Origin of the sequence: Halobellus sp. EA9, assembly GCF_051195055.1 — an archaeon.
Taxonomy (GTDB): Archaea; Halobacteriota; Halobacteria; order Halobacteriales; family Haloferacaceae; genus Haloquadratum; species Haloquadratum rubicundus.
In genome coordinates this window covers 172,273-190,370 of the sequence record NZ_JBNTJW010000004.1, presented here as the reverse complement: position 1 = coordinate 190,370, position 18,098 = coordinate 172,273, and the positions used below count along the sequence as shown (strand labels likewise).

18 protein-coding genes are annotated in these 18,098 nt (G+C 70.0%); 14 read left to right on the top strand and 4 right to left on the bottom strand.

Annotation, left to right across the window (positions count from 1 at the left end):
• Positions 1-11: 11 nt before the first annotated feature.
• On the bottom strand, positions 12-1,673 hold the full coding sequence (locus ACQUQ0_RS07105; protein ID WP_435184122.1) for a DNA-directed DNA polymerase II small subunit: 1,662 nt from the start codon (positions 1,671-1,673) through the stop codon (positions 12-14).
• A 166-nt stretch (positions 1,674-1,839) separates the two neighbouring features.
• On the opposite strand from ACQUQ0_RS07105, the gene ACQUQ0_RS07100 reads away from it, so the two are divergent.
• On the top strand, positions 1,840-2,688 hold the full coding sequence (locus ACQUQ0_RS07100) for a S26 family signal peptidase (protein WP_435184120.1): 849 nt from the start codon (positions 1,840-1,842) through the stop codon (positions 2,686-2,688).
• A gap of 10 nt (positions 2,689-2,698) precedes the next feature.
• On the opposite strand, the gene ACQUQ0_RS07095 is transcribed toward ACQUQ0_RS07100, so the two are convergent.
• From ACQUQ0_RS07095 to ACQUQ0_RS07085, 3 genes are read right to left on the bottom strand one after another with little or no spacing between them, the layout of a single operon-like run.
• Entirely contained in the window at positions 2,699-3,427 is a 729-nt protein-coding gene (locus tag ACQUQ0_RS07095) for an Sjogren's syndrome/scleroderma autoantigen 1 family protein (protein ID WP_435184118.1), read from the bottom strand.
• A gap of 44 nt (positions 3,428-3,471) precedes the next feature.
• Positions 3,472-3,699, bottom strand: a complete 228-nt coding sequence (locus ACQUQ0_RS07090) for a hypothetical protein (protein ID WP_435184115.1) — start codon at positions 3,697-3,699, stop codon at positions 3,472-3,474.
• Between the two features lie 42 nt (positions 3,700-3,741).
• Positions 3,742-4,263: a DedA family protein gene (locus ACQUQ0_RS07085; protein WP_372386811.1), complete on the bottom strand. Its 522-nt coding sequence runs from the start codon at positions 4,261-4,263 to the stop codon at positions 3,742-3,744.
• Between the two features lie 106 nt (positions 4,264-4,369).
• Here ACQUQ0_RS07085 and hemB point away from each other — a divergent pair, with 106 nt between their 5' ends.
• From hemB to ACQUQ0_RS07020, 13 genes are all read left to right on the top strand, one after another.
• On the top strand, positions 4,370-5,350 hold the full coding sequence (gene hemB, locus ACQUQ0_RS07080) for a porphobilinogen synthase (RefSeq protein WP_435184112.1): 981 nt from the start codon (positions 4,370-4,372) through the stop codon (positions 5,348-5,350).
• Positions 5,351-5,678: 328 nt separating this feature from the next.
• Entirely contained in the window at positions 5,679-7,055 is a 1,377-nt protein-coding gene (locus ACQUQ0_RS07075; RefSeq protein ID WP_435184109.1) for an ammonium transporter, read from the top strand.
• Positions 7,048-7,401, top strand: coding sequence for a P-II family nitrogen regulator (locus ACQUQ0_RS07070; RefSeq protein WP_435184108.1), 354 nt, complete (start codon positions 7,048-7,050; stop codon positions 7,399-7,401). Before ACQUQ0_RS07075 ends, ACQUQ0_RS07070 begins: the two co-directional genes overlap by 8 nt.
• Before the next feature lie 98 nt (positions 7,402-7,499).
• Positions 7,500-8,333 (top strand): CPBP family glutamic-type intramembrane protease, encoded by an 834-nt coding sequence (locus ACQUQ0_RS07065; protein WP_435184106.1) that lies wholly within the window; start codon positions 7,500-7,502, stop codon positions 8,331-8,333.
• A gap of 117 nt (positions 8,334-8,450) precedes the next feature.
• The gene (gene hemL, locus ACQUQ0_RS07060) at positions 8,451-9,794 is read left to right on the top strand and encodes a glutamate-1-semialdehyde 2,1-aminomutase (RefSeq protein ID WP_435184104.1); all 1,344 of its coding nucleotides are present in this window, start codon (positions 8,451-8,453) and stop codon (positions 9,792-9,794) included.
• A 70-nt stretch (positions 9,795-9,864) separates the two neighbouring features.
• On the top strand, positions 9,865-10,365 hold the full coding sequence (locus tag ACQUQ0_RS07055) for a hypothetical protein (RefSeq protein ID WP_435184102.1): 501 nt from the start codon (positions 9,865-9,867) through the stop codon (positions 10,363-10,365).
• A gap of 72 nt (positions 10,366-10,437) precedes the next feature.
• Complete coding sequence (hemC, locus tag ACQUQ0_RS07050) at positions 10,438-11,580, top strand: hydroxymethylbilane synthase (protein ID WP_435184100.1); 1,143 nt, start codon at positions 10,438-10,440, stop codon at positions 11,578-11,580.
• A 2-nt stretch (positions 11,581-11,582) separates the two neighbouring features.
• The gene (gene cobA, locus ACQUQ0_RS07045) at positions 11,583-12,425 is read left to right on the top strand and encodes a uroporphyrinogen-III C-methyltransferase (RefSeq protein WP_435184098.1); all 843 of its coding nucleotides are present in this window, start codon (positions 11,583-11,585) and stop codon (positions 12,423-12,425) included.
• Complete coding sequence (locus ACQUQ0_RS07040) at positions 12,422-13,201, top strand: uroporphyrinogen-III synthase (RefSeq protein WP_435184096.1); 780 nt, start codon at positions 12,422-12,424, stop codon at positions 13,199-13,201. The genes cobA and ACQUQ0_RS07040 overlap by 4 nt, the downstream gene beginning before the upstream one ends.
• A gap of 39 nt (positions 13,202-13,240) precedes the next feature.
• Complete coding sequence (locus ACQUQ0_RS07035) at positions 13,241-14,410, top strand: MFS transporter (RefSeq protein WP_435184094.1); 1,170 nt, start codon at positions 13,241-13,243, stop codon at positions 14,408-14,410.
• A gap of 75 nt (positions 14,411-14,485) precedes the next feature.
• Positions 14,486-15,934, top strand: coding sequence for a DHH family phosphoesterase (locus ACQUQ0_RS07030; RefSeq protein ID WP_435184092.1), 1,449 nt, complete (start codon positions 14,486-14,488; stop codon positions 15,932-15,934).
• A gap of 544 nt (positions 15,935-16,478) precedes the next feature.
• Positions 16,479-16,853: an Hsp20/alpha crystallin family protein gene (locus tag ACQUQ0_RS07025; protein WP_372386777.1), complete on the top strand. Its 375-nt coding sequence runs from the start codon at positions 16,479-16,481 to the stop codon at positions 16,851-16,853.
• Positions 16,854-17,006: 153 nt separating this feature from the next.
• Complete coding sequence (locus ACQUQ0_RS07020; protein WP_435184090.1) at positions 17,007-18,059, top strand: anion permease; 1,053 nt, start codon at positions 17,007-17,009, stop codon at positions 18,057-18,059.
• Positions 18,060-18,098 lie beyond the last annotated feature (39 nt).

The window sequence follows — 18,098 nt, the reverse complement described above, 5'->3', positions numbered from 1 at the left end:
CCACCGGTCGACTACGAGAACTTCCGCACGGTCATGTCCAGCGTGTCGAGGTCGAGGATCGGCGCGTAGCCCACGTCGGGGTCGATGTTGACGGACTTCTGGAAGTCGGTCTGGGCCTGCCAGCAGCCGGAGTTGACCGCCAGGACGTTGTGGTACTTCCCCCAGCCGAGCTTGTGGACGTGGCCGGTGTGGAAGACGTCCGGGACCTCCTCCATCACGAGGTAGTCCTTCTCCTCGGGCGCGAGCCGGGTCTTCCCGCCGAACTGCGGCGCGACGTGGCGCTTCTTCAGGAGCTGATACATCGCCTTGTGCGGGTCGTCGTAGCTGGCCTTCTCCTCGGGGAGTTCGGCGATCACCTCGTCGAGGGAGACGCCGTGGTACATCTGGATCTTCACGCCCTCGACGGTCACCAAGGAGGGATTGCCCGTGATCCGGGCGTCGTGGGCGGTCATGATGTCCCGCAGGCGCTCGTCGAAGCCGGGCTGGGGCTCGGCGAGCCGGACGGCGTCGTGGTTCCCGGGGATCATCAGGATCTCGACGTCGCCGGGGACGTCCTTGAGGTGCTCGGAGAAGGCCTCGTACTGCTCGTAGATGTCGACGATGTCCAGTTCCTCGTCCTGGCCGGGGTAGACGCCGACGCCCTCGACCATGTCGCCCGCGATGAGGAGGTACTCCACGCGCGCGGCCTCCTCGGTGTGGAGCCAGTCGGCGAAGCGGCCCCAGGCGTCGGCCTCGAACTCCTCGCTGCCGACGTGGACGTCCGAGATCAGCGCCGCCTGGACCTCGCGGTCGGCCGTGTTCGGCGAGTACGTCCGGGGGACGTCCGGGAAGTACAGCGAGTCGACGAACATGATCCCCGCGTCGTCCGAGAGCGTCCCCTCGACGGCGATGCACTCGTCTAAGAGGAGCTCGTCGACGAGGCCGGCGAAGTCGCGGTCCTTCATCACCAGACACGGGAAGGTCCCCGTGGTGTCTTCGAGCTCGACGAGCCAGTGGCCGCTCTTCGTCGAGCGGATGTCGTTGACGAGGCCGATCATCGCCGCGTCGCTGCCGCCGTTCATCGACTGGATCGCCTCGGCGGGGCGGTGATTCACCCGCCCCCGGAGCTGCCTGGAGAGCTTCTCGTAGCGGTCCCGGAACACCTTCACGAAGTCCTCGTACTCGCCCGTGCCGGTGCTCTGGCCCGTGATGTCGCCGCTCACTTCCAGCGAACGGAGCGACGGATCGACCGTCCGCCCCGCGGCGTCCGCGGCGCTCGCCACGCTCCCGGTGTCGGCGGCGCCCGTCGCATCCGACGCACCGGTGCCACCGGTCGCCCCGACCGCGCTCCCGTCCCGTGCCGCCGATTCCCTCTCTTCAGACACCTCTGCTTCTACTGGACTACTTTTCGAATCGATATCCGATTCAGTCTGCCGATTTCGATCTTCGATTCCACCAGAAGTAGAGGGGTGTTGTGGATCCGGAGACGGCGCGGCCGCGGTCCCGTCGGCGAGCGCCGCCCGGACGTCCTCGGCCGTGATCCGGAGCGCGTCGTCGTCGGCCGCGTCGACGACCCGTTCGAGCGCGCGCGCCGGGTCGTCGGCGCCAGCGATGAGAGTCACCGCCGTCTGTTCGGCGTTGTAGCCGCGCCCGGCGAGCTCCCGAACGATCCGCACCGGCGTCTCCAGAGGCACACCCGGAGAACGCGGTTGCGGAAGAAAAGCGTACTGTCCCGGGGCCGCGACCCGACGCGGTCGCTCCGGTGCGGCCGTCCGGCGCCGCCGCTCGGCCGTCGCTCCCGACGGTTCGCCCGGGACTGCCCCAGAAAGTTGAAACGCGCCCACGCAGTAGGCCCGGTAGATGACGGACGACCAGGGGAGCGACGTCGGGCGGCGAGTCGACGATTCCGCGGCGTCTTCTGGCCCCAGCGACGACGGCGACGTCACCGACGAGGACAGCACGCCCCGGGAATCCACCGCCACCTACGACCCCGACGCGGAGGGCAACGAGCCCGACGTTCCGGTCGGCGTCGCCGAGTCCCGGAAGGACGAGCGCCCGCGTCCCCGGCCGAGCTCGACCGCCGCCGGCTCGCAGAGCCTCCTCACGCGCTTCCGCACCGCCCAGAGCGGCCCGCTGCTGTTCGTCCGCGAGACGCTCTACAGCGCGCTCGCGGTCCTCGCGGTCGGCCTGCTGCTCTTTGCGATCAGCGGCGTCTGGCCGCCGATGGTCGCCGTCGAGAGCGGGAGTATGGAGCCGCACATGCAGCGCGGCGACCTGATCTTCGTGACCGAGCCCCAGCGGTTCAGCCCCGACTACGCCTACAACGAAACGGGCGTCGTCACCGTCGAGATCGGGGAGGAGCGCGGCTACCGGAGCTTCGGCGGCAACGGCTCGGTGGTGATCTACGACCCGCCCACCCGGCGCGGCTCGCCGATCATCCACCGCGCGCACTTCTACGTCGAGAAGGGAGAGAACTGGTACGACGAGGCCAATCCGTCGTATATGCACGCCGGCACCTGTGAGCAACTCGCGAACTGTCCGGCCCCCCACGCCGGCTTCATCACCAAGGGCGACGCGAACGGCCGCTACGACCAGGCCAGCGACATCGCCGGGCCGGTGCGCCCCGAGTGGATCCGCGGCACCGCGCGCTTCCGCGTCCCGTACCTCGGCTACGTCCGCCTGAAACTGGCGGGAGCGCTCGCGGCGTAGAGCGCCCCGGTCACCGATCGAGCGCGTCGAGCGCCTCGCTCGCCTCGCGCGCCGCGGCGAGGTGGTCTCTCGCCCGCCGCGGATCGTCGGTCGCCTCGGCCAGTTCGGCGTGTCGCGTCAGCGCGCGCAGGAGCGCCGCCCGCGCACTCCCGACGTCGGACGCCTCGGTCGCGCCCGGCTCCGGACGGCGCTCGGGGGCCGATTCGGCCGGCTTGCTCTCCGGGCCGGACCGGGCCGTCTCTCCGGGCGTCCCTCTCGGGTCGGTGTCGCGCTGGCCCGCGGCTCCGGGGCGCTCTGGGCTCGTGGAGGCCTCCGACCCGGTCTCTCCCGCGTCCTGCGCCTCGTCGACGGGGCCGACCGCGTCGACGTCGATCGGGTCGGCTCCGGCATTCGCGTCGGGGGTCGGGCTCGGGTCGCCGGGGCGCTGATCCCCCTGCTGGGGCGTTTCGGGCGTCGACTGGGCGGCTTCGGCGGCTTCGGCGGCCTCGGCGGATGCCGCTTCCGACCCCGCGTCCGATCCCGTTCCGGCCTCGCCCGCGACGCGCTGGCAGCTCGGACAGAACTCCTGTCCGTCGTACCGGAAGATCGGCGAGCCGCACTCGCCGCAGTGTTGGTTCGTCATCGTCGCTCCCTTCAGCAGGAGCTCGCTCATCTGCTGGGTCTCCTTGCGCCGCTCTTCGTCCTTCTCGTACTTTTCGCGCAGTCGCCGCCGCTCGGCTTCCTCGTCGAAGTCGCTCACACCCGGCCTTCACGCGCCGTATCTCGAAAAACCCTCCGGGACGCTCACTCGGCCACCACCGCGAGCGCCTGCCGGAGGGCGTGTCCGAAGAATCCGATCAGTCCCGGCACGAAGGGCGTCGCGTAGGTCCACGCCGGGTATTCGACGCCCGGTTTCGTGAGCATAAACAGGCCGTACAACAGGAGCGACACGACGAGCCACACGAGCATAATGGCCAGGAAGGGGACGGCGTCGCGGACGGCGCCGGCCGTCTCCGTTCGGAGCGATGGCATACCGTCGACTCCGAGCGGCGCCCCCAAAACCCTGGGGGCCGGTTACAACAGCGTGTCGGCGTAGAGGTACAGCCCCGCGAGCGCGACCTCGAAGACCAGCGTCCCGAGCGCCGACAGCGCCAGGAACCGCCGGTCGTCCATCTCCGCGAAGCCGGCGGGCACGGTCAGCATTCCGCGGGTGAAAAGCAGCGCGTTGCTCACCGGGACCACGATCGGGCCCCAGCGCTCGAACCACCCGTCGAAGCGGTCGAGCTTGGCCTCCTCGATGCGGAACCACCGCTTTTGGAGGAGGTACTCGCGGCCGCCGCGCTGGGCGAGCTTGAACAGCGCGTACTGGCCGACCGTCGCTCCGAGGACGGCGATTCCGAGGACCGGGACGAGCGCGTCCGTCCCGAGGAGCAGGAGCGACCCCGGTACGATGAGCTCGCTCGGCATGAAGTACATCAGCATCGCGCCTTCGAGGACGAAGACGCCGAAGAGGGCGAGGTACGCCCACTCCGATTCGAGCAGCGCCAGCAGCTGCGGCGGCATCGCGTCGAGTTGGAGGGCGGCGGCCGGCACCATCGTCCACACGTATCGGCGAGTCGCACAAACGTATTTCGCTCCGGACGCCCTCCGAGCGCCGCCCGCGGTCCGATGCGATTTTTTCCGCCGGCCGCGAAGCCCCGGTATGGACCTCACCGACCGCCCGCGACGGCTCCGACGGGACGGAATCCGACCGCTCGTCAGCGAGACCGACCTGGACGCGACGGACCTCGTCGCCCCCGTGTTCGTCGACGCGACGACCGACGAGCGGGTGCCGATCGAGTCGATGCCGAACCACGAGCGAGTGCCGGTCGACGAGGCGGTCGCCCGGGTCGAGGAGGTGCGGGAGACCGGCGTCGAGGCGGTGATGGTGTTCGGCATCCCCGAGTCCAAGGACGAACGCGGCACGCGCGCGTGGGCGGACGACGGCGTCGTCCAGGAGGCAGTCCGCCGGATCGCCGCCGAGACCGACGCGTACGTGATCACCGACGTCTGCCTGTGTGAGTACACGAGCCACGGCCACTGCGGCGTCCTCGAACCCGACGCGGCGTCGGACCCGACGCTGACGGTGCGGAACGACCCGACGCTCGACCTGCTCGCGAAGACCGCCGTCTCCCACGCCGAGGCGGGCGCGGATATGGTCGCGCCGAGTTCGATGACCGACGGGATGATCGCGGCGATCCGGACCGCCCTCGACGACGCCGGCTTCGCGGACCTCCCGATCCTCTCGTACGCTGTGAAGTACGAGAGCGCCTTCTACGGCCCCTTCCGCGACGCCGCCGACGGCGCGCCCGCGTTCGGCGACCGCCGACACTACCAGATGGACCCCGCGAACGGCCGCGAGGCGCTCCGGGAGGCCCGCCTCGACGTCGACCAGGGCGCGGACGCGCTGATGGTCAAGCCGGCGCTCGCCTACCTGGACGTGGTGCGCGCGGTCCGGGAGGGATTCGACCGGCCGGTCGCCGCGTACAACGTCTCCGGCGAGTACGCGATGATCCACGCCGCCGCCGAGAAGGGCTGGCTCGACCTCGAAGAGACGGCCTACGAGTCGCTGCTGGCGATGAAGCGGGCGGGCGCCGACCTCATCGTCACGTACTTCGCCGAGGACGTCGCCCACCGGCTCTGACCGGGCTGCCGCGGCCTCGGTCTGATATCTCGTAATTCGAATTTTATCCGGCGCGCACGACCTGAAACGGACGATCGGGCAGGATTTGCCTGAACATACGTCCAATAATTCACCGTACCAGCACGTACCAGTATCTGATGCTGGCCCTTATATACATAATATTATTACCCAAATAATACGAATGTCTGCGTATGAATAGTTATTTTGGACATATTCAACTACAAATTTTATATACTATCTTTGCTTGGGGATTTCCCGTGAGATACACTACGAACCACAGCAGTTTCGGAGCACAGGTGACCGAACGTTTCGATCGTGAGGTGGCGGTATGGTAGCGCCGCTGCAAGTGGATCCGTCGGCGATCGCCTCCGGCGTCAACAACGTCTGGGTGCTCGTCGTCTCGTTCCTGATCTTCTTCATGCAGCCGGGCTTCGCCCTGCTGGAATCGGGCCAGGTCCGCGCGAAGAACGTCGGGAACGTGCTGATGAAGAACATGAGCGACTGGTTCCTCGGCGTCCTGATCTACTTCATCATCGGCTCGGGCGTCGTCAGCGTCGTCGGCGCGCTCACCTCCGGCGGGAGCGTCGCCGGCGCGTTCGCGTACCTCGGCGACCCGAACGCCTGGATCGGCTGGCTGTTCGGCGCGGTGTTCGCGATGACGGCGGCGACGATCGTCTCCGGCGCCGTCGCCGAACGGATGAACTTCAGCGCGTACGTGATCTTCACGATCCTGATGACGGCGTTCATCTACCCGGTCGTCGTCGGCTTCACCTGGGGCGGCGGCCTGCTCTCAGGGAGCGGCTTCATCGGCGCCGCGCTCGGCGCCGGCTACCTCGACTTCGCCGGCGCGACCGTCGTCCACACGTGCGGCGGCGTCGCCGGACTCGTCGCGGCGAAGATGGTCGGCGCCCGCAAGGGCCGCTACGACTCCAACGGCAACAGCCAGGCCATCCCCGGCCACTCGATGCTGCTCGCCGTGCTCGGGACGTTCATCCTGGCGTTCGGCTGGTACGGCTTCAACGTCGGCACGCAGGCGACGGTCCTCGCCGTCACCGAGGACGGAGGGCTCACCTTCATGGGCGCCGCGCTCGGCCGCGTCGCGCTCAACACCACGCTCGGGATGGGCGCCGGCGGCGCGATGGCGATGGTCACCTCGTCGTACTACCAGGGCAAGCCCGACCCGCTCTGGACGGCCAACGGCCTGCTGGCCGGCCTCGTCGCCGTGACCGGCGCGGTCCCGCACGTCACGTGGTGGGGCAGCGCGATCCTCGGCGGCCTCGCCGGCTTCCTGGTGCTGCCCGCCTTCCGCTTCACCGTCGACACGCTGACGGTCGACGACGTCTGCGGCGTCTTCGCGGTCCACGGCGTCGCCGGCGCGGTCGGCACCGCGCTGATCCCGGTCTTCTCGGTCAGCGGCTTCGCCGCGAACCAGTTCGCGCTCCAGATCATCGGCGTCATCGTCATCGCACTGTGGACGATCGTCGCCTCGGCGGTCGTGCTGGCCGCGATCGACTCGGTCGTGGGTCTGCGCGTGAGCGAGGAAAAAGAGAGCGAAGGGCTCGACGAGGGCGAACACGGCGTCTCGGTCTACCCCGAGTTCGTGCCCAACGAGACCCGCGACAGCACCGTCGCCACCGACGGCGGCGACGTCCGCACCGACGGCGGTGTGCCGATCGCGGAGACGGAGGTGAACGACGATGAGTGACACCGAAATCAAACTGGTGATGGCGTTCGTGCGCCCGGACAAGCTGAGCGACGTGAAACAGGCACTCGCCGAGATCGGTGCGCCCTCGCTCACCGTCACGAACGTCTCGGGCCGGGGGTCCCAGCCCGCGAAGAAGGGACAGTGGCGCGGCGAGGAGTACACGGTCGACCTCCACCAGAAGGTGAAAGTCGAGTGCGTCGTCGCCGACATCCCCGCCGCCGACGTCGCCGAGGCGATCGTCGACGCGGCCCACACCGACGAGAAGGGCGACGGCAAGGTGTTCGTCCTCCCGGTCGAATCGGCCTACCAGATACGCACGGGCAAGACGGGGCCCGACGCGGTATAAGCGCCCGCGGCGCGACGAGCGGGCGACCGTCGGCGGATTCCGTTCTAGTCCCGCTCCGGAGAGAAAAAACAAAGACCGATCCTGTCGCCTCTTTTGGTGTGGCGCTCACCCCGGTCACCGCCGTCGGGCTCGTCGTGGCGCTCGTCGGCTTCGAGCTGCTCGACCGGCTTCGCCGAGCGGCGGCGAGAGCCGCGGGCTCGGCGGCCGATCCGGCGGCCCGGGACCGGCCCCGCGCGACCGCGCTCCGCGAACACCTCTGGAAGTGGGCCGTCCCGGCGACGCTCCTCGCGGTCGTCGCCCTCGAAGGCAACACGCTCGCGTCGATCGGCTGGCGGATCGGCTCGCCCGAGCAGCTGGTCTCCCAGGTCGCGGTCGGCCTCGCGGCGATGGTCGGCGTGAACATCGCGACCGCGCCGCTGTGGGCGAAAGTCGGCGACGGCGGCGAGAGCCTCGCGGCCGGCCTCGGCTCCTTCGCGGCCCTGTCGGTGCCCGAACGCCTGTTCGTCGCGTTCACCGCGGGCGCGACAGAGGAGACCGCCTTCCACGGCTACGCGCTCGAACGGCTGCTCGCGCTCACCGGCAGTCCCCCGCTCGCGGGCGGCGTCTCCTTACTCGCGTTCACGCTCGGCCACGTCGGCGACACCTGGGACCGTGACGCCGTCATCCGCATCGCCCAGCCCGCCCTGGTGACGACGCTGCTCTACCTGTGGTTCCGCTCGCTCCCGGCGCTGATCGCGATCCACGCGCTGAACGACGCCGTGGGGCTCCTCCTGGCCGAGCGGTACGCCGACGAGACGCCGCCCGCCGGGGGCGATACCGACGCGTCCGCCGGCGCCGCCGCGGGCGCTTCCGAGGCGGGGTCGGTGGATGGATCGACTGCCGACGCGGACGCCACGGACTCGACGGCCCTGGATTGGCTCCGCGGGGAGTGACCCCGCGGTCCCGGATCCCGCAGTCTCGGGCCCCGCGGTCCTGCGGTCCCGCGTCCGTGCGCGCCGCCGACCGCTCGAAGCGACAATGATTTTGAACGCCCGACCGAAGCCGGAGGTATGAACCACGACGAGTCGCGGGGGCTGTACGACCGCGCGCTGTCGGTCATTCCGGGCGGCGTCAACTCCTCGGTCCGGGCGACGCGCCCCTACCCGTTCTTCGTCCAGCGCGGCGACGGCGCCCACGTCGTCGACGCCGACGGGAACCGCTACATCGACTACGTGAACGGCTACGGGCCGCTCCTGTACGGCCACGACCTGCCCGAGCCGGTCCAGTCGGCCATCCAGTCCCACGCCGCCGAGGGCCCGATGTACGGCGCGCCCACCGAGATCGAGGTCGACCTCGCGGAGTTCGTCGCCCGCCACGTCCCCTCGGTGGAGATGGTCCGATTCGTCAACTCCGGGACCGAGGCGACGGTCTCGGCGGTCCGCTTGGCCCGCGGCTACACCGGCCGCGACAAGATCGTCGTGATGCAGGGCGGCTACCACGGCGCCCAGGAGTCGACGCTCGTCGAGGGCGGGCCCGACGGCGCCGAACCCAGCAGCCCGGGCATCCCCTCGGCGTTCGCCGAGCACACGATCCCGGTCCCGTTCAACGACGTCGACGCGATCGAGGCGGTCTTCGAAGAGCACGGCGACGACATCGCCGCCGTCCTCACCGAGCCGATCCTCGGCAACACGGGGATCGTCCTGCCCGTCGACGGCTACCTCGAACGCCTCCGGGAACTGACTGCGGCCCACGACTCGCTCCTGATCTTCGACGAGGTCATCACGGGCTTCCGCGTCGGCGGCCTCCAGTGCGCCCAGGGGAAGTTCGGCGTCACGCCCGACGTGACGACCTTCGGCAAGATCGTCGGCGGCGGCTTCCCGGTCGGCGCGATCGGCGGAAAGTCCGAGATCATCGAGCAGTTCACCCCCGCGGGAGAGGTCTTCCAGTCCGGGACGTTCTCGGGCCACCCGGTGACGATGGCCGCGGGCTACGAGACCCTCAAATACGCCGCGGAGAACGACGTCTACGAGCACGTCAACCGCCTCGGCGAGCGCCTCCGCCGCGGGACCGCCGAGATCTGCGCCGACCAGGCGCCCTCCTACACCGTCGTCGGCACCGACTCGATGTTCAAGACGGTCTTCACCCGCGAGGGCCCCGCGGACGCCGACGAGGAGGGCGTCTGCGACGCCGGCTGTCGCCAGCGCGACTCCTGTGCGCGCTACGAGTACTGCCCGAAGACCGGCGCCGACGTCGCCGACGCCGAGACCGAGCGCTGGGAGCGGATCTTCTGGCAGGAGATGAAAGAGCGGGGCATCTTCCTCACCGCCAATCAGTTCGAGTCGCAGTTCGTCTCCTACGCCCACACCGACGAGGACATAGAGCGGACGCTCGAAGCGTACAAGGAAGCGCTGTAGCGCACTCGGGACGGGGGACCGAGGACCGATCGGCCGCGGCTTTTTGTACGATACCGGCGTGCCTCGGAATATGAACGGCTCTCCAGGCGACGAAACGGCCGCTTCGCCGTCCCTTCCGTCCGACGAATCCCCGCGAGCGTCGTCCGGCTCCACGAACCGGATCGGCGACCCCGTGAGCGACTACCTCCCCCGGGCCGAGGTCGACTCCCGCTGGTGGTACTGGATCGCGGCCGTGCCGATCTACGTCGTTCTCGGCGGCGTCCTCGCCGTCTTCTTCCTCGGGGCGTTCCTCTTCGATCTGTTCCTCACCGGCGGGATCGTCTCGCTCCTGGGGGCCTTCGTCGTCTTCCCGATCGTGGGGCTCGCGGGCCTCCTTCTCACCGTGATGTTCCCGATCGCGACCTACGTCGACGCGCGGGCCATCGCCGAGTCGGAGGCGTCGTGGTCGCCGGATCCGCTGCTGTGGGGGCTCGTGGCGCTCGTCACCGTCGTCGCCAGCGCGTTCACGCTGAGCCTCGTCGTGGCGCTGTACTACCTCTACAAGCGCCACGTCGCGGTCGGGACGCCCTGACGCCGTCCTGCCGAGTCCGGCCTCCGGGCGGAAGTGGTGGCCTTTTCACCCGTGGCCGCCGAGGAGTCGCTAATGACCACACGCGGTACACTCCGATTGGCCACCCGGAGTTCCGATCTGGCGCTCCGGCAGGCGGCGAGCGTCCGGGACGCGCTCGCGGGCCGACGGCAGGAGGTCGAACTCGTCGAGGTCGAGACGCGCGGCGACCAGATCCGGGACGAACTGATCCACCGGCTCGGCAAGACCGGCGCGTTCGTCCGCGCGCTCGACGAAGAGGTCCTCGACGGCGCGGTCGACGCCGCCGTCCACTCGATGAAGGACATGCCGACCGAGGGCTCGGCCGACCTCGTCGTCGCCGGCGTCCCCGAGCGCGAGTCCGCGGCGGACCTGCTCCTCTCGCCCGACGGGACCGCGCTCGAAGACCTCCCGCACGGCGCCGTCGTCGGCACCTCCTCGCTCCGGCGGAAGGCCCAGCTCCTGGCCGAACGCCCCGATCTGGCGGTCGAGCCCCTCCGCGGCAACGTCGACACGCGGATCGAGAAACTGCTCGCGCCCGGCCTCCAGGCCGAACACGAACGGCGCGTCGAGGCCGACCGCGACGAGACGGGCGAAGACCCGGTCGCCGACGACGAGGGCGGCGACGAGAACGGTGACGAAGACGGAGACGAGGACGCCCCCGAGTTCGAGCGATCGATCGAGGAGTGGTTCGACGGGCTGGCCGAGATCGAGCGCCGCGCGCTCGAACGCGAGATCGACGTCGAGTACGACGCCATCGTCCTCGCGGAGGCCGGCCTGCGCCGCGCGGGCCTGCTGCACCACGTCGAGTACGACCGCCTCGATCCCGCGTCGTTCGTGCCCGCGCCCGGCCAGGGCGCCATCGCGGTCACCGCCCGCGGCGACGCCGACGCGACAGAGCGGATCCGCTCGACGCTCGACCACCCGCGGACGCGCGTCGAGACGACCGTCGAGCGCACGGTGCTCGCCGAACTCGGCGGAGGCTGTATCGCGCCGATCGGGGTCCACGCGAAGCTTCAGGGCGAGCACGTCCACGCGACGACCCGCGTCCTCTCGGGCGACGGCGACGAGGAGATTCAAGCGAGCCGCGACCTGCCCGTCCGCGACCACGCCAACGCCGCGGCGGAGTTCGCGGCCGACCTCGCCGACCGCGGCGCCGACGACCTGATTGCGACCGCACGCGAAACGGCGGAGGAGTGACGATGCGCGACGAGCTTCTCACCGACGGCGGCAGCGAGCGAGCGGACGAACGCGCAGACGGGGACGGGACGGACTCGACCGGCCTCGTCTCCCTCGTCGGCAGCGGCCCCGGCGATCCCGAACTCCTGACGGTGAAGGCGAAGCGCCTGCTCGAAGATGCCGACGTCGTCCTCCACGACAAGCTCCCCGGCCCGGAGATCATCGAGTCGATCCCCGAGGACAAGCGGGAGGACGTCGGCAAGCGCGCCGGCGGCGAGTGGACGCCCCAGGAGTACACCAACCGCCGGCTCGTCGAGCTCGCCCGCGAGGGCAAGCACGTCGTCCGGCTGAAGGGCGGCGACCCGTTCGTCTTCGGCCGCGGCGGCGAGGAGATGGAGCACCTCGCGAGCGAGGGCGTCCCCTTCGAGGTCGTCCCCGGCATCACGAGCGCGGTCGCCGGCCCCGGAACCGCAGGCATCCCGGTCACCCACCGCGACCACGCCTCCTCGGTCTCGTTCGTGACGGGCCACGAGGACCCGACGAAGGAGGAGTCGGCCGTGAACTGGGACGCGCTCGCGGCGACGGGCGGCACGATCGTCGTCCTGATGGGCGTCGGCAAGCTCCCGGACTACACCGCCGCGCTCCGCGAGGCCGGAACGGATCCCGAGACGCCGGTCGCGCTCGTCGAGAAGGCGACCCGGCCGGGGATGCGCGTCGCGAGCGGGACCCTGGAGACGATCGTCGACGTGCGAGATTCGGCGGGGATCGAACCGCCCGCGATCACCGTGATCGGGGAGGTCGCGGCCGAGCGCGAGCGCGTGACGGAGTTCCTCCGGAATCGCTCCGCGGCGGTGAGCGAGGAATGACCCGCGAGGTCCGCGTCGCCGTCTTCCGCCCGGACGACGAGCGGATGGTCGACGCCGTCGAACTGCTCGAATCGCTCGGCGCGATCCCGGTCCCGGATCCGATGCTCGCGGTCGAGCCGACCGGGAACACGCCCGGCGCCGACGGGGGCGGTCCCGCGGGCGACGCCCCTTCCGACCCGGACGTCGTCGTCCTCACGAGCAAGACCGGCGTCGAACTCCTCGCCGAGGCGGGGTGGTCCCCCGGCGGCGCGACGCTCGCCTGTATCGGCCCGAAGACCGCCGCGAAGGCCCGCGAGGCGGGCTGGACGGTCGACGTCGTCCCCGAGGAGTACACCTCCGCGGGGCTCGTCGCGGCGCTCGAAGGCGACGTCGCGGGCCGCCGGATCGAGGTCGCGCGCAGCGACCACGGCAGCGACGTCCTCCTCGACGGCCTGCGCGAGGCGGGCGCGGAGGTCCACGAGACGGTGCTCTACCGCCTGGTCCGCCCCGAGGGCTCGGGCCAGTCCGCGGTGATGGCCGCCGGCGGCGAACTCGACGCCGTCTGCTTCACGTCGTCGCTCACCGTCGAGAACTTCCTCGACGCCGCTGCCGAGCGCGATGTCGAAGCGGAGGCGATCCGCGGCCTCAACGCCGCCGTCGTCGGCGCCATCGGCGACCCGACCGAGGAGACCGCCGAGGGCTACGGCGTCCGCGTCGACGTCGTCCCCGAGGAAGCCACCTTCGAGTCGCTCGCCACGGCCGTCGTCGAAGAAGCGGCGCCGACCTACCACGACTGACTCGACAGGGTGAAGTCGCCCACTCGACGAGGCCCGGACGTGCTGAAGTCGCTGGACGAGTGGCGGCCGGTCGGGCTCGTCGCCGGCTGGCAGACGGCGGCGAGCCTCTGTTACTACAGCATCTTCGCCGCGACGGGCTTCGTCCGCGAGGCCTTTTCGCTCTCGGAGTCGCTGGTCGGCTTCTTCCTCACGGCCGCGCTCGTCGGCTACACGGTCGCGCTGTTTCCCAGCGGCGCGGCCGTCGACGGCTACGGCGAACGCCCCGTAATGATCGCCGGCCTCGCGGGGCTGGCGGTCGCCGCGGTCGCGGTCTCGCTCGCGCCCACCTACGCCGCGGTGCTCGCGGCCGGCGCCCTCCTCGGGGCGGCGTACTCGACGGCGATGCCCGCCTCGAACCGCGGCATCGTCGCCGCCGCGCCCCCCGGTCGGACGAGCCTCGCGATGGGGCTCAAGCAGGTCGGCGTCACGACCGGGAGCGCGGCGGCCTCGCTCGTGGTCACGAGCGTCGCGGCCGTCGCCGCCTGGGAGGTCGGCTTCTGGGCGATCTCCGTCCTGGCCCTCGGCTACGCCGGGATCTTCGCGCTCCGGTACCGCGGCCGGCCGGGCACCGGCGACCTCTCGGTGCCCGACGTGCGCGGCCTGCTGGGGCGGCGCACGTACGTCGTCCTCGTCGCCGCGGGCTTTTTCGTCGGCGCGTCGATCTTCACGATGCTCGGCTACATCGTCCTCTACGTCCAGGACGCCGTGGGCGCCAGCGCCGCAGCCGGGGGCGCCGCGCTCGCGCTCACGCAACTCACCGGCAGCGCCGCCCGAATCGGCGCCGGCGGGCTCGCCGACCGCCTCGGCGGTGCTCGCGGTTCCGCGCTCGTCGCGCTCGGCCAACTCGGTCTCGGCGCGGCGCTGTTCGGCGCGGTCGCGGTCGCGCCGGGATCGATCGCGGTGGCGTTCGTCCTCTTCGCCGGCCTGGGCGTGTCGATCCACGGCTCGACCGGCGTGTTCTACTCGTGTCTCACCGACCTCGTCGACGGCGACGAGGTGGGCGCGGCCACCGCCGGCGGCCAGACCGCGATCAACGCCGGCGGCGTGGTGACGCCGCCCCTCTTCGGCTACCTCGTCGAGACCGGCGGCTACGACGCCGCCTGGGGCCTGCTCGCCGTCCTCGCCGGCGTCGGCGCCGCGCTTCTCCTCCTCGTCGTCCGGCGGATCTAAGCGGGGCCGAAGCGGGGCCGCGACCGGAACTGCGCGGAACGTGGGTTTAAATCCGAGAGCGCCCCACCGACGGGTATGAGCGCGGACACGACCGAGGAACGCGGCGGACCGGTCCCCGAGCTCCGCGAGCGCGCGGCCGCCTGCGCGGACCGGCTCCGCGACGCGGACCGCGTGCTGCTCGCCTCGCACATCGACGCCGACGGGCTGACCAGCGCGGCGGTCGCCGCGACGGCGCTCGAACGCGCGGACATCCCCTTCGAGACCGTGTTCGCCAAGCAACTGGACGAGACGGAGGTCGCGCGGATCGCCGCCACCGACTACGACACCGTGCTGTTCACCGACTTCGGGAGCGGCCAGCTCGATGTCATCGCTCCCTACGCCGCCGACGGCGCGTTCACGCCCGTCATCGCCGACCACCACCAGCCCGCCGAGGTGGCGGACGCGCCCGAGCCCGACCACCACCTCAATCCCCTGCTCGTCGGGATCGACGGCGCGTCCGAACTCTCCGGCGCGGGCGCGAGCTACGTCCTCGCGCGCGCACTCGAACCGAGCGGCGGCGACAACCGCGACCTCGCCGCGCTGGCGGTCGTCGGCGCCGTGGGAGATATGCAGGCGAGCGACGGCGGCCTCTCGGGCGCGAATCAGGGCATCGTCGAGGAGGGCGTCGCGGCCGGCGTCGTCGAAGAGGCGACCGACCTCCTGGTGTACGGCCGCCAGACCCGCCCGCTCCCGAAGTTCCTGGAGTACGCCACCGACGTCCGCATCCCCGGGATCACGAACGACGAGAACGGCGCGATCGAGTTCCTCTCGGGGCTCGATCTCGACCTGAAGGCGGACGGCGAGTGGCGCCGCTGGGTCGACCTGACGATGGCCGAACGCCAGACCGTCGTGAGCGCGCTCCTCAAGCGGGCCATCGCCTCGGGCGTGCCCGCCGACCGGATCGACGCGCTGGTCGGGACGACCTACACCCTCACCGACGAGGCCCCCGGGACGGAGCTCAGAGACGTCAGCGAGTTCTCGACGCTCCTGAACGCGACCGCGCGGTACGAGCGCGCCGACGTCGGCCTCGCGGTCTGTCTGGGCGACCGCGAGGCGGCGCTCGACCGCGCGCGCACGCTGCTCAGGAACCACCGCCGGAACCTCTCGGAGGGGCTCCAGTGGGTCAAAAACGAGGGGACGACCGTCGAAGAGCACCTCCAGTGGTTCGACGCGGGCACGCGCATCCGCGAGACCATCGTCGGGATCGTCGCGGGGATGGCCGTCGGCGCCTCGGGGATCCGCGGCGACATTCCGATCATCGCCTTCGCCGAGAAGTCCGCCGAGGAGATCAAGGTGAGCGCGCGCGGGTCGCACGTGCTCGTCCGGGAGGGCCTGGATCTCTCGCGGGTGATGCGCGAGGCGTCCCGCGCGGTCGGCGGCGACGGCGGCGGTCACGACGTCGCGGCCGGAGCGACGATCCCCGCTGGGACGCAGGTCGAGTTCGTCGCCGAGGCCGACCGTATCGTCGGCGAGCAGCTGTCCTGAGGACGAACTCTCTCTAGGATGTTAGGGATGGAGAGATGCGCATTTGGATTCGATATAGCATTATGAGATTTATTTTAGGACTAGAGGACCGATAGCCCTGTTCTGTACTGATCACGTCTCCATTCCTTCGAGCGTTTTTCTCGCGCTTTGGATCCGGTGCTCCTCGCTGTCGATTCGAGCGGGGGTCACAGATGCGCGACGGCGAGTCGCACTCGATCGGCGGGATCGGGGACTTCGTCTCGATCAGACGACGACGTCGCCGACTGCCCCGTTGAACGGCGACCAGATCCCTCACGGCGCCCGACGATCTACCGCTCGTCTACGGAACGCGTTCTCTCGACCCTCTTCGGGCGCTTTGTCGCTGATCCTGGTGATCGGCGCTCCGACCGATGTCACAGCGTACAAATCATATAACGCTATACAAAATGGAACGCATCCACTGAACTGCTGTCCCTGCATTCGCCAGTTTTGACAAACTATCAAATAACAATAATTTTTATTACGAACCGCGCACAAGTACCATGTGGAACTGAGGTGATCAGCAATGGCGCTGCCGACTGATCCCGCCAGTTCCTGGATGCAGGGCCTCGAATTCCCGTCCCGTATCTTCGGTGACGCCGGGAGTACCGACTACGAACTGTACGAGGAAGACGACGAGTTCGTCCTCGCGGTCGAGATGCCGGGGTTCACGCGCGAGGACATCGACCTCGCGTGGGACGACGGCGTCCTGAATATCGCGGCCGAACACGTCAACGAGGAGCGCGGCCGCAAGCGGACGTACCACCGACGCCTCCGCTTCCCCAAGGACGTCGACGAGGACGCCATCACGGCGACCTACACCAACGGCGTCCTCGAAGTGACGCTCCCGCTCGAAGCGGAGGGCGACACCCACGGCCAGACCATCCCCATCGAGGGGTAACGGCCTCGACCGCGACGTGGTCGGTCCCGCGACGGCGGGTCGGGTTCTCCGAGTTCGCCGCGTCACGGATCGCCCGTCACCCCGGGCGGTCGCTGTCGGTCGAATCGGCGCTAACGAACAGCCGCTTTGAGTTGTCCCTTTCACCAGCGAACGATGCCATCCGCGTTGTTCCTGATCGGCATCGCCGTGGCCGCCTTCGTCGGCATCAACATCGGCGGCTCCTCGACCGGCGTCGCCTTCGGCCCCGCAACCGGGAGCGGGATCCTCTCGATGCGGCAGGCGTCCGGGCTGATGGCCGTGTTCGTCCTCCTCGGCGGGGTGACCGTCGGCACGAACGTCGTCCACACGCTCGGCTCGGAGTTCGTGCCGCCGGAGTCGTTCACGACCCTCAGTTCGATCGGCGTCCTGCTGTTCATCGGGCTCGGGATCCTCCTCGGAAACGTCCTCAAAGTCTCCGTCAGCACGAGCGAGACGGCCGTCGTCGCCGTCGTCGGGATGGGATCCGCGCTCGGCGTTCTCGACTGGGGGACGGTCGGCGTCGTCGTGATGTGGTGGATCGTCTCGCCGATCCTGGCGTTCTGGCTCTGTGCGTTCGTCGGCCGGTACTTCTACGACGAGATCGTCGCGCGGCTGGACTTCTCCGAGGAGAACGACTGGCTCGCCCGGGTGGTGGTCATCGGCATCGGCTGCTATATGGCGTTCTCCGCGGGCGCGTCGAACACCGCGAACGCCGTCGCGCCGCTCGTCGGGTCCGGCAAGTTGGCGATGACGCCGGGCGTCCTCCTGGGCGGCGTCGCTATCGGGGTCGGGGCGTTCACCCTGGGGACGCGGACGATGGAGACCGTCGGCGAGGACATCACCGACCTCTCGCTTGAGGGCTCGCTCGTCGTCGAGACGATCGCCGCCTCGATCATCACGGGTCTCAGCTGGGCCGGTATCCCCGCCAGCCTCGCCGTCACGCTGACCTCGTGCGTGATCGGTCTCGGTTGGGGGCGCGCCAGCCGTCGGATCCCCCTCCGCGCGATCGCGCGTCCCGAAGGACTCACCGCCGCCGAGCGCGAGACCCAGGCGGCCGATCGGCTCGACCTCTTCGACCCCGGCGTCACGAAGCGGATCGTCACCACGTGGATCGCGACGCCGACGGTCGCCGGCGTGATCGCCTTCGCGGCGTTCGAGGCCGCGGAACGGTTGCATCTCCTGACGTGACGGTGTCGTCGGCGCGTCCCGTTTGCAGTCCGGCGGTTT